The organism is Myxococcus sp. CA005, from assembly GCF_006518205.1.
In the GTDB taxonomy this organism is placed as follows: Bacteria; Myxococcota; Myxococcia; order Myxococcales; family Myxococcaceae; genus Myxococcus; species Myxococcus xanthus.
Map to the genome: position 1 here is coordinate 1 of NZ_SRLV01000166.1, position 6,698 is coordinate 6,698.

At 70.6% G+C, this 6,698-nt stretch carries 8 protein-coding genes and 1 pseudogene; 2 read left to right on the forward strand and 7 right to left on the reverse strand.

The window, feature by feature from the left end:
- Positions 1–589, reverse strand: a pseudogene (locus FMQ63_RS36550) (FrgA protein); the annotation flags it as partial.
- 52 nt (positions 590–641) lie between these two features.
- A complete protein-coding gene (locus FMQ63_RS36555; RefSeq protein WP_020478924.1) occupies positions 642–1,376 on the reverse strand; it encodes an RDD family protein in 735 nt (244 codons plus the stop codon).
- 198 nt (positions 1,377–1,574) lie between these two features.
- On the opposite strand from FMQ63_RS36555, the gene FMQ63_RS36560 reads away from it, so the two are divergent.
- The gene (locus FMQ63_RS36560; RefSeq protein WP_052296517.1) at positions 1,575–2,159 is read left to right on the forward strand and encodes a hypothetical protein; all 585 of its coding nucleotides are present in this window, start codon (positions 1,575–1,577) and stop codon (positions 2,157–2,159) included.
- Between the two features lie 315 nt (positions 2,160–2,474).
- On the opposite strand, the gene FMQ63_RS36565 is transcribed toward FMQ63_RS36560, so the two are convergent.
- Together FMQ63_RS36565 and FMQ63_RS36570 are read right to left on the reverse strand one after the other, a co-directional pair.
- The gene (locus FMQ63_RS36565; RefSeq protein ID WP_011551252.1) at positions 2,475–2,741 is read right to left on the reverse strand and encodes a GlsB/YeaQ/YmgE family stress response membrane protein; all 267 of its coding nucleotides are present in this window, start codon (positions 2,739–2,741) and stop codon (positions 2,475–2,477) included.
- A 110-nt stretch (positions 2,742–2,851) separates the two neighbouring features.
- Positions 2,852–3,586: a 16S rRNA (uracil(1498)-N(3))-methyltransferase gene (locus FMQ63_RS36570; protein WP_011551253.1), complete on the reverse strand. Its 735-nt coding sequence runs from the start codon at positions 3,584–3,586 to the stop codon at positions 2,852–2,854.
- 189 nt (positions 3,587–3,775) lie between these two features.
- Between FMQ63_RS36570 and FMQ63_RS36575 the strand changes: the two genes are divergently transcribed.
- Positions 3,776–5,065: an adenylate/guanylate cyclase domain-containing protein gene (locus tag FMQ63_RS36575; RefSeq protein WP_216609473.1), complete on the forward strand. Its 1,290-nt coding sequence runs from the start codon at positions 3,776–3,778 to the stop codon at positions 5,063–5,065.
- A gap of 22 nt (positions 5,066–5,087) precedes the next feature.
- Here FMQ63_RS36575 and FMQ63_RS36580 read toward each other — a convergent pair whose 3' ends face one another.
- The 3 genes from FMQ63_RS36580 to FMQ63_RS36590 form a co-directional block, all read right to left on the reverse strand.
- Positions 5,088–5,603: a DUF962 domain-containing protein gene (locus FMQ63_RS36580; protein ID WP_011551255.1), complete on the reverse strand. Its 516-nt coding sequence runs from the start codon at positions 5,601–5,603 to the stop codon at positions 5,088–5,090.
- Positions 5,604–5,612: 9 nt separating this feature from the next.
- A complete protein-coding gene (locus tag FMQ63_RS36585; protein WP_011551256.1) occupies positions 5,613–6,104 on the reverse strand; it encodes a DUF962 domain-containing protein in 492 nt (163 codons plus the stop codon).
- 107 nt (positions 6,105–6,211) lie between these two features.
- On the reverse strand, positions 6,212–6,698 hold a 487-nt coding region (locus FMQ63_RS36590), incomplete at its 5' end, for a helix-turn-helix transcriptional regulator (RefSeq protein WP_141277020.1).

The window sequence follows — 6,698 nt, forward strand, 5'->3', positions numbered from 1 at the left end:
CCACGGCGAGGGGCTCTTGCGCGACGGAGCGAGCCAACCGCTCCACCATGTCCGCGGTGAGCGACTCCTCTTCCGTGGCCGCGGCGGGCGGCGGTGGCGGCGTGGTGGCCGCCTGGGCTTCCGGATCCAACGCCGCCGCGAGCTTCGCGAAGCGCAGGGCCAGGGGCTGGCGGTAGATGGTGGAGACCCACTCGCGGACGCGCACCTCGGTCGCCACCCAGAGCTCGAGCGGCTTGCCCAGGAGGAAGCCGACCTCGTCGAGCTCCTTCTTGGGCACCGGGTAGCCGCTGGCGACGTGCAGCGTGTTCCCGTCCAGGGACAGGGGGACGACGCACAGGCGCTCGGCGATTTTGGGCGGGATGAAGGAGGCGACTTCGGGATTGGGCTCGAAGTCCATCAGGTTCACCGGCATGAAGCCGGAGACCTCTCCGAGCATCGCGAGCACGTCCGCCTCGCTGGCGACGCCCTGCTCCAACAGCACGGAGTCCACCTGCCCGCCCAGGGTCTGGTGCTGACGCAGCACCTCCCCCGCCCTCTCCTGCGTGAGAAGCATGCGTGAGACGAGGAACTGGGCGAGACGGGCGGGCATGTAGGACGCGGCATCTTACGGCCACGGCCGCAAGGCACAATGAGCCGGTGGTTCAGCTCGGTTGAACGACGAAGGTGGACGTCAGCTTGTCATGAAGCGTCTGCCCGCGCCGGTCGAAAAGCGCCATCCAGAAGCCACCAAGGAAGAAGACGAAGGACACGCCGGAAAGCAGGGCGCGCACGATGGCTCGTCCCGGTGCCGGGGCGATCCCATGTGTGTCCACCAGCCGCAGCCCCAGGAGCAGCCGTCCGAGCGTCCGGCCATTCCAGAGGAAGGCCGCCACCGCGCAGTATACGAGCGCGAGCACCAGAACGAGGAAAAACCCGGGCAGGAGGATGGTGTGGAAGGCGCGCAGCCAGGCCACGAAGGCATCGAGCCCCGTCAGCCCCGCTTCCGGCGTCTTCAGTCCCGTCACCGATGAGGCCAGGGTGATGTAGAGCGCCGCCACGCCGGCGATGGCCGCCGTGTCGATGGTGAAGGAGAGCAGCCGCCGCCACAGGGAGGCTGGGCGGGCGCGCACTTCCGTGACGCCCGAGGCGGACTTGACCTGGGCCTTGGATGGGGGCGCCTTGATGGCCTCGGAGCGCGCCACCCCCACGGACACGCCGGGGAGGAGCGGCTCCATGTGCGGCAGGGCCGAAGGGGCCGCGGCCGGGGATTCCATCGCCGGGAGATCCGTGGAGGCGGCTTCCGCGTGCTCCATGCGAGGCAGTCCGGAAGTGGACGCGGCGGGAGGCGCCGCCTGCTCCATGCGGGGCAGGCCCGCGGGAGGCGCCGCCTGCTCCATGCGGGGCAGACCAACGGGCGCAATCGCAGGAGCCGCCAGTTGTGCCGGGGCCTGCGGGCGCGGCGCGGGCGCCACCGGCGGCGTTCCATAGGCCGGCGTCATGGGAGAGCCCGTCGCGGGCTGGGGCTGAGCAGCGCGCGGCGCGGCGGCACCAGGCTGAGGCGGGTGCGGCGCGGCGTGAGGCAGTGCGGCTCCCGCATGCAGAGGTGCAGCGCCAGGCTGCGCGGACCGGGGTGCGGCCTGCTGGGGCGCGGTGGCACCCGGCTGCGCGGTGTGGGGCAGTGCGGCACCGGCCTGCTGAATCGCGGCGGCACCGGGCTGAGCGGCGCGGGGCGCAGCCTGCTGAGGCGCGGCGGCTACGGGCTGAGCGGCGCGGGGCGCAGCCTGCTGGGGCACGGCTACGGGCTGCGCGGGACGAGGCGCGGCGGCACCCGGCTGCGCGGCGCGCGGCGCGGCGACACTCGGCTGAGCGGCTCCGGCCTGCTGAGGCGCGGCGGCACCGGGCTGAGCGGCGCGGGGCGCGGCCTGCTGAGGCGCGGCGGCCCAAGGCACAGCGGCACTCGGCTGCGCGGCGCCGGCCTGATGGGGCGCGGCACCTGGCTGCGCGGCGCGGAGGGCGGCGGCCCCCGGCTGTTGGAGTGGCCGGGGCGTGGCGGCTGGCTGCGCCGCGCGAGGCATGGCGGGGCCCGGCAGCGGCGTGGACAGGGGGGCGACGGAAGGGGGCGGCGGCGGCGCATGCTGCGCCAGGTCGGCGAACGCGGGCGTGCCCGGGAGCGTCGATAGCTCTTCCTCGCGTTGCTCCGTGCGGCGGTCGATGCGGATGTCGCGATCGAGGAGGCTGGGCACTCCGGGTGAGCGGACAGTGACGGTGTCGCAGGCCGCGCACTCACCCACGGGTGGAAGCATGGCACCGCACTTCAAGCACTTGGACAACGGACTCCTCCCGGCTGGACGACTGCTACATGAAAAGACAGCCATGGGCCGGGGGCAAGAAAAGTGCGAGCCCCCGAGGTCCCTTGCTCGAAGGACCGTCAGGGGCTCATCACCGTGTCATGCGCGTGTCCCACGGGGGGACGTCCCGTGGAGAGTCCTTCACTCTCAGGCATGTACCCGTCGCCGTCCGGCTGCGCCCACCAGCAGGAGCACGACGATTGCGCCAATCACCGACATGATGATGCCTGAGGGCCTCACGTCGAAGAGCCGACCATCACGCTGGAACAGCGAACCGACAAGGCCGCCCACGAGCGAACCGACCATGCCGAGCAAGGTCGTTGCGATGAGCCCCATGCTCTGCTTCCCGGGGAGGATGGCGCGGGCGATGAGACCCGCGATGAGGCCGATGACGATGAATGCGATGATCCCCATGAGTGTCTCTCCTGTGTTGAGGGTCCCCCTGAGGTCCCCTACGGCAGAAACGTAGGAATCATCTTCGGACAGTGTGAACCGCCCACTCCGTGCGGTCGGCTGCCGCCCTGCTACCCGAGTTCGCCGTCCAGGTGCATCATCACCGCCAGCGCCGCGAGCGCCGCCGTCTCGGTACGGAGGATGCGCTTGCCCAGGGTGACTGGCCGCGCGCCCAGGGCCATCAAGGCATCCACTTCTTCACGCGCAAGCCCCCCTTCGGGGCCAATCACCAGTGCCACGGCGGTGCCCGCGCCCGCGGCCCGGAACGCTTCGCCCAAGGGCACGGCCGACTCTTCCTCGTCGAGCACGAGCAGCACGGTGCCCGCGGTCAGCGAGCGAGCCGCATCCAGCAGTGGGGCAGGCGTGGCCACGCGTGGCACGTCGTCCCTGCGGCATTGCCGCGCGGCCTCCTCGACAATCTTCGTCCACCGGGAGGTGCGCTCCTCCGCGCGCTTGGGCTCGAGCTTCACGACACTTCGCGCCGTGGCCACGGGGTGGAAGGCGGTGGCGCCCAGCTCGGTGCCTTTCTGGAGCACCAGCTCCAGCTTGTCGCCCTTGGGCAGGCCTTGAAGGATGCTGACCTCGCGGCGCGGGGGGGCCACGCGCGCGGTGCCCAACGTCACGCGCACGACATCTGGCGTGACGTGGGCCACGCGGGCCTCGAAGGCCCGGCCCTTCCCGTCGAAGACCTCCAGCGCGTCGCCTTCCTCCAGCCGCAGGACATGCAGGAGGTAGTGACGACGCTCGCCGGTCAGCTCCACTTCGGCGGGAGCGGGCTCGGGCAACGGGGCGAAGAGGCGGACCAATGCGGTTTCTCCAGAGCGCGGGGGGGCTGGACTCTGACCCTGGGGGCCACCGACTTCAAGGTGTCAGGTTGGCAGACAGTTGCTCCGTACGCGTCCTGGCGTGCGCAAAAGATGCGCTGACTGCGGAAGCCCAGGGTCCTCGCTGTCCGTGGGGGAGTTGAGGCACGATAGCGGGCAGTGCTCGTCACCATGCGCCGCAGCGACAAAGCCACATCACACTCCAACGAAGATGTGGTGCTGGCAACCAGCTCGCTTCAGGGCGAGCGCCGCGTGGCCATCGTCCGCGTCCTGGTGGTGTTGCTGATGGCGGTCAGCCAGGTCGTCATCGCCTGGGGCGGAGGGGAGACGTACTCGGCACCGGTGGACGGCGTGCGCCTGCAGGCGATGGCCGCGTACGTGCTCTTCTCCGTCGTCGCCATCGCCGTGCTGCTGCTCCAGAAGCCGCACCCGAAGCGGGCGCGGTGGCTGCCCGTGCCCACGACGCTGGCGGACACCAGCTTCTTCTCCTTCATGGCGTGGCACACCTGGCGCATCTCCGGCGTCTTCGATGCCGGCATGTTGTGCGCCAGCCTGGGCATGGTGCTGGCGTTCTCCGTGGTGCGTTACTCGTGGTGGCACGTGCTGTTATCCACGGTGCTGTCCAGCGGCGCCTATGCGCTGCTCGCGTGGATGACGGGGCACGGCTCGGTGGCGCGCACCAGCTTCGTTCTCATCTGCTACGCCGCCTTGGGCGGGCTCATCGCGCTGACGAACTCGGAAGTGGGGGGCATGTTCCTCAATTTGCGGCGCCGCGACGGCCTGTCCCGCTTCCTGCCCCGGCAGGTGGTGGAGCGGGTGATGCAACTGGGGGATGCCTCCCTCCAGCCGGTGCAGCGCGACGTCACCATCCTCTTCAGCGACATCCGCGACTTCACCACGCTGAGCGAGACGCTGGACCCGGGACAGGTGCTGGAGTTGCTGGACGACTACTTCGGGCACATGGCCCACATCGTCATGGCGCGCCACGGCATCGTGAACAAGTTCCTGGGCGACGGGATGCTCGCGTGCTGGGGCGTTCCGGATGCGCGCGAGAACCACGCGGAGCTGGCCATGCGGGCGGCGCTCGACATGCGCGCCAAGCTGGAGGACATCAACGCCCAGCGCGTGCAGCGAGGTCTGCCGCCGCTGCGCATCGGCATCGGGCTGCACACCGGCATGGTGGCGGCGGGCATGCTCGGCGGCGCCGAGCAGCACGAGTACACCGTCATCGGTGACGCGGTGAACCTGGCGTCTCGCGTGGAGGGCCTCACCAAGTCCCACGGCGTGGACATCCTGGTGAGCGAGCGGACGTGGCAGATGAGCGGCGGGCATTTCACGGGCGAGCGCCTGGGTGAAGCGCACGTGAAGGGCCGGCGGGAGTCCGTGGTCGTCTACTCCCTGCACGGCCCGCGCACCCATGAGGACGTACCGCCCGTGCTCAAGGCCGCGGCGGGCACGTAGCGCCTCGCCGCGGCGTGGGTGCTCAGGCGGGCTGTGACTCGCCGGGGCCCGTCATCACCTCGGCCCGCAGCGTCTGCTTCATGCCCAGCGAGAACAGGGCCACGGTGAGCAGGTACACGGGCTCGATGAAGAAGAGCAGGGGCCCGCCCAGGGACAGGCCATGCGTCTTCTTCTCGAAGACGACGTGCGCGCCGACGACGAGCGCGAAGCGCACGGCCATGACGCCTACCGCCACCGCGGCGGCGGTGCCCACCGGAAACCTCGCGACGACGGCCTCCGCGGCGAGCAGCGTGGGCGGCAGGGGCAGCGCCATCAGCAGCCCCGCTGTCCACTCCAGGGAGACGGCGTAGAGGACCACCGCGAGCAGCAGCACGTGCGCCGCCGTGAGCGCCGCGTCACCCACGGGCAGCCGGACGAAGCTGAGCGGGACGAGCAACGCGAAGATGAACATGTAGGCCCCCACGAAGTGCACGGCGCGGCTGACGCCGTTCTCATGCAGGGGCAACCAGACGCGCAGCTTGTCGGCGAAGCTCGTCATGGCGTGGGACTACGCGCGGACCGGCGTGGTGGCGGCCTGCTGCTGCGGCTTGAGGACGTAGTCCCCCAGGAGCACCGCGACGAAGAAGAGCGGACCCACCAGCGCGTGCACCAGGTTGGTGAGGAAGGAAGGCGACTTCTTTTCCCACACGCTGTGTCCGGCCAGTTGCACCAGCCACGCGAACGCGGCCATGACCACCACGCTCCACGTGGGCATCATCCGGCCCACCGGGAAGCACGCGGCCATGAAGAGCACCACGATGATGCCCAGCTTCACGTCGGCGCGCAGGTACCAGACGGCAGCCAGGGCCAACACCACCATGCCCAGCGTCAGCGAGCCGCCGGGAATCGCGGGCACCGCCATCAAGTGCACCCAGTCCAGCATCGCGACGATGTGGAGCACGATGAGCGGGATGGCGATCTTGTGCGTCAGCCGGTTCGTCGGGTGCTGATGCGAGGAGTAGTACTCGTCGAAGAGGGCGACGACATGGGGCTTGAGCATGCGTCCTCCGGAAGCGAAGGGGTGTGGATGCTCCGCAGCGTAGGGGAAGTGGCGCCGGGTTTCCTGGCCGCGGACGCCAATCTCCTGGCCGAGCACGCCACCCGGGTTCAGCCCGCTTCGGGCCTTTCGCGCCAGACGCGGGGCGTCATGCCCGTCCACCGCTTGAAGGCGCGGTCGAAGGTGCTCAGCTCCGAATACCCCAGGAGGAAGGCCACCTCGCTGACCCCCAGGTGCGCGTCCCTCAGGTAGTCGAAGGCCAGCTCACGGCGCACTGCGTCGACCTCGTCCTGGAAGGACGTGGCGTGCTCGGCGAGCCGGCGCTGGAGGGTGCGGGGGCTGACGTGGAGCTGCCGGGCCACGTCGCCCATCTGCGGCGCTCCGTTCCGCAGGGAGGCGCGGAGGGCGTCGCGGACCTGTTGCAGGAAGGGGGGCGTGCGGGGCACCGACGGTGGCTCGGCGGCGGGGGTGCCAGCGGCGCGCTCCAGGACGGACAGGAGGACGGGGTCCGCATCCACCACGCGCAGCGCGAGCGTGGCCGCGTCCAGCGTCAGGGCGTTGCGGCCCGCGTCGAACGCCGGGGTGACGCCAAAGTGC

Excerpts from the sequence above, each read along its gene's own strand:
- FMQ63_RS36555 (WP_020478924.1), bottom strand. The coding sequence starts at position 1,376 with ATGGAGCAGGCGGCGCCTCCCGCGGGCCTGCCCCGCATGGAGCAGGCG.
- FMQ63_RS36560 (WP_052296517.1), top strand. The coding sequence starts at position 1,575 with ATGCAGAGGTGCAGCGCCAGGCTGCGCGGACCGGGGTGCGGCCTGCTG.
- FMQ63_RS36565 (WP_011551252.1), bottom strand. The coding sequence starts at position 2,741 with ATGGGGATCATCGCATTCATCGTCATCGGCCTCATCGCGGGTCTCATC.
- FMQ63_RS36575 (WP_216609473.1), top strand. The coding sequence starts at position 3,776 with ATGCGCCGCAGCGACAAAGCCACATCACACTCCAACGAAGATGTGGTG.
- FMQ63_RS36580 (WP_011551255.1), bottom strand. The coding sequence starts at position 5,603 with ATGACGAGCTTCGCCGACAAGCTGCGCGTCTGGTTGCCCCTGCATGAG.
- FMQ63_RS36585 (WP_011551256.1), bottom strand. The coding sequence starts at position 6,104 with ATGCTCAAGCCCCATGTCGTCGCCCTCTTCGACGAGTACTACTCCTCG.